Genomic DNA, 3,324 nt, shown 5'->3' with positions numbered 1-3,324 from the left:
GGGATCAAGGTTTCGCTAAAACCCTTCGCTATTTCCAAGAGCGATGGCGACGCCGTAGCAGAAGGTGTCGAGGAGGTCATCCTCCCGGTCGCTATGCTTGTCGCCGATGCGGAAACTCTCGATTTGATCAAGCAGATGGTTCCGTTCCCGCCGTTTGTATGAAACAGTCTTGTTGAAAGCGCGCTCCGTATATTTGACAAGACCGCGGTGCACATAACCTGAGACGGAAAGCGCTCGTTCGTCTTTGCCCATGGCTGTAAGCTTCGATTCGATCGGAGAGGCCGGCATTCCGCGCCGTATGGCTTGCTGCAGCAAGATCGTGCCGGAGTTCTTGTCCTCGATGAAAACGCCCAAAGACCCTGCGCGCGCCCGGCAGAGACTCGCAAGTTCGTTAAGCTGATCAAACACGTTCGGCAGCCAGCTCTCCAGGAGAGCGCCCTCGATCTGCACGATGTCCCAGTCCAATATGAGAAGAGGCGCGCCGCCGAAATGCTTGTTGACGGCGAAAAAGGTGACGGCGGTCGCGTCGTGGTCCGTTCCCGTCTTGGAGGCGGTGTCGATCACCGCGAAAACGCCGTCGCAAAGCGGCGGGAAGGGCGCCGGTTGATTGTCAACCAGCATCCTTTCGCGACTGAAGAAGGCGACCCCGGCCCAATCCACGAATTCGGCGAGATATTCCTGGGCGTAGACCAGGGGATCGTTCTCGCGGATCAGATCGGCCCTCAATTGATCGCGCCGCTGGCGCCAGTCCTCTTGGCGTTCTTCGCTCAGGCGCTTTGGAAGAAGCGGGTTGTCCATGGTCGTCGCATGATGCTCATGGAAACCATGCCTGGGGTCCGTGCAAATGGCGTAGAAGAAATTGTCGGGGTCCTTGCCGGCGGCGTTGGAGCAAACGAGAGCTTGGCCTCCATAGTCGTAGAGCGTCGGCTTGATCGATCTTTCCCAAATCGCCGCCATCGACCCGACCGTCCGATTGTCGCCGTTCTTGGCGAAGGCGGCTTCGTCGATGACGATCCTCTGATAGCCGCGGCTGCGGCCGGCCATTTCATTGTCGAGGGACCAAAAGTCCAGGCGTCCGCTGGTCCTCACCCGGATGAGCGACGCCTTCGCGCTCTCCTCGACAAGCGCGGAAAACTTTTTCGCAAGATCGTAATAGACTTCCTGGGCGAGCATGTGCTGCGGCGCAACCCACGCGCACGCCATGCCTAAGACGAGTCCTTCAGAGATCCACGCCTTGGCGAGTTCGGTTTTCCCAAAGCGTCGTCCACAGCGCAGCGCCATGAATCTATGCCCGCGAAGCGCTGTATAAGCGGCGATCTGCCCGGCATGAAGACGTCCAATCGATATTTCGATCTGCTCGGATTTGGTTTCGCGCCGATTCATGCCCTTGCTATTCTCTTTCGTCGTGCTGGGAGGCGTCGCGTCCTCGGCGTGAGTCCTGGTTCCGCGCCTTTTGGACGCCTGTCTGACCCGGGCGATCAGGCAGCCAATCTCTGATCACGATCCGCGCGACGCCGGCGTCGCCGCGCCGATTCAGGCGCTCGAGTATCTTCAAAACGAGCGCGGCAGCCTGGACGTCGCCGCTCGCAGCCCGATCCAGGAGCATCCGAAGGTCGAGCTCCCGCCCCATCGCAACTTTCATCCGGCCGCGCTCACGATAGGCGATCTCGGAGTTGAGGACCTCGTTGATCATTTCGGCGAGCGGCGGCGCTTTTCGTTTCGGGCGCCCTTTCGGGTTGCCCGAGACGCCGGCCTTAAATCGCCCGCTCTTCGGCGGCTTCTTGTAGCCGACGTCATCGTCGGTCATGCTCAGCGCCCTGCAAGGACATCGCGAAAGCGGTGGTGTAATCGTCGTCGACGAACGTGATTTCAATCCCTCCGCCAGACATTTGGATGGCGAAGTGATGGTAATTCAACAGCACGCGCGAGGCGCGGGCGCTGCCGGACATCGCTTTCTGACGGAGCTGCAATATGATCGCCGCCATGGCGGGAACCTTTGTCGTCTCACCGTTGATTTTCATGGGGACGAGCCTGCGCAAGAGGCGGGTGATAATGTCGCCCGCGCTCTCGGAGCGTTGGGTTCGCCGCCGACGGGCGCGCGTTCGCGCCGCGCCCTTGCCGCTCGGCTTTGCCCGCGATGCGCCGCGGTCGCTTTTAGTTCTGGCCATCAGCGCCTCGTCTTTCGGCGCCTATCGCGTCAAAAGTCTTGCCGTTGGCGTGAACGGCCGTTTGCTGCGTCATCTTCTGCCAGCGCGAGATGGCGAGATCGACGTAAAGAGGGTCGAGCTCGATCCCGAAGCCTCGCCGACCCACGCGTTCGGCCGCGAGGATCGTCGTGCCGCTGCCACAGAAGGGATCGAGGACGATGTCGCCGCGTTTCGTCGCGTCCAGCAGCGCATCGGCGACCATTGCGATCGGCTTGACGGTTGGATGCAGATCCAGGCCCTTGGCCCGGCCTTTGCGCGGAAAACTGTTGGCCCCGGCGTAATTCCAGACATTGGTGCGATTGCGCCCGAAGCGTCCAAGCTGAACGTTATTGCGATGCGGCTCTTTGCCGTTGCGGAAGACGAAGACAAGCTCATGCCTTGAGCGATACAGCGAGCCCATGCCGCCATTGCTCTTGACCCAGACGCAGAGGTTGAGGAGATCGAGGCCTTTGGCGCGGCCGGCGGCGAGCATCTCGCCCATGTGACGCCAGTCCATGCAGGCGTAAATGACGCCGCTTGGCGCGACGCGCGCGGCGATCAGCTCAAATATCTCCTGGAGAAAGCGGCTAAACTCGTCGGCGGTCATTTCGCCCGAGGCCATGGCGAATTCGCGATGCTTCTTCGCGCCGCCGCCGCAGACGTGGCCGTCGATCTTGACGTTGTAGGGCGGGTCGGTGAAGACCGCCGCGGCGTGTTCGGTCCCCAGTAGGGCGTCGTAGGTCTTGGGATCCAGCGCATCGCCGCAATAAAGGCGATGATCGCCAAGCAGCCAAAGATCGCCAAGCCGCGAGGCCGCAGGCCCCGCAGCCGCCTCGAACTCATCCGCGTCGCTCGGATCCTCCGGCGCATCGAGAGACTGAATGCGAAAATCGATCTCGGGGAGCTCGAAGCCAACGTCCTCGATGTTGAAGTCGATCGCAAGTTCGGACAATTCCTTGAGATGCGCGGCCAATGCGGCGTCATCCCAGGATGAGCGATCCGTCAGCTTATTGTCCGCCAGCATATAGGCCCTGGCTTGGGCCTCGCTTAGATGGTCGAGACAGATGACCGGGATCTCTGAACGCCCGAGCAGTTTCGCCGCCTCGAAGCGGCCGTGGCCGGCGATCAATTGTTTGTT

4 protein-coding genes are annotated in these 3,324 nt (G+C 61.0%); all 4 read right to left on the bottom strand.

The window, feature by feature from the left end; all coding sequences use genetic code 11:
* Nucleotides 1–15: 15 nt before the first annotated feature.
* Nucleotides 16–1,383 carry a hypothetical protein gene (locus BM177_RS19180; RefSeq protein WP_091686883.1) on the bottom strand — a complete coding sequence of 456 codons (1,368 nt, stop codon included), beginning with the start codon at nt 1,381–1,383 and terminating at the stop codon, nt 16–18.
* Between the two features lie 7 nt (nt 1,384–1,390).
* Entirely contained in the window at nt 1,391–1,807 is a 417-nt protein-coding gene (locus BM177_RS19175) for a DUF5681 domain-containing protein (RefSeq protein ID WP_091686880.1), read from the bottom strand.
* The gene (locus BM177_RS21065) at nt 1,794–2,168 is read right to left on the bottom strand and encodes a DUF5681 domain-containing protein (RefSeq protein ID WP_091686879.1); all 375 of its coding nucleotides are present in this window, start codon (nt 2,166–2,168) and stop codon (nt 1,794–1,796) included. The genes BM177_RS19175 and BM177_RS21065 overlap by 14 nt, the downstream gene beginning before the upstream one ends.
* Nucleotides 2,155–3,324 (bottom strand): DNA methyltransferase (locus tag BM177_RS19165; RefSeq protein WP_091686876.1); only part of this gene is annotated, 1,170 nt, incomplete at its 5' end. The genes BM177_RS19165 and BM177_RS21065, both read right to left, overlap by 14 nt.

It is taken from the genome of Methylocapsa palsarum (genome assembly GCF_900114285.1).
In the GTDB taxonomy this organism is placed as follows: domain Bacteria; phylum Pseudomonadota; class Alphaproteobacteria; order Rhizobiales; family Beijerinckiaceae; genus Methylocapsa; species Methylocapsa palsarum.
The sequence above is the reverse complement of the archived record's forward strand: the minus strand, read 5'-3'. Positions and strand labels throughout refer to the sequence as shown.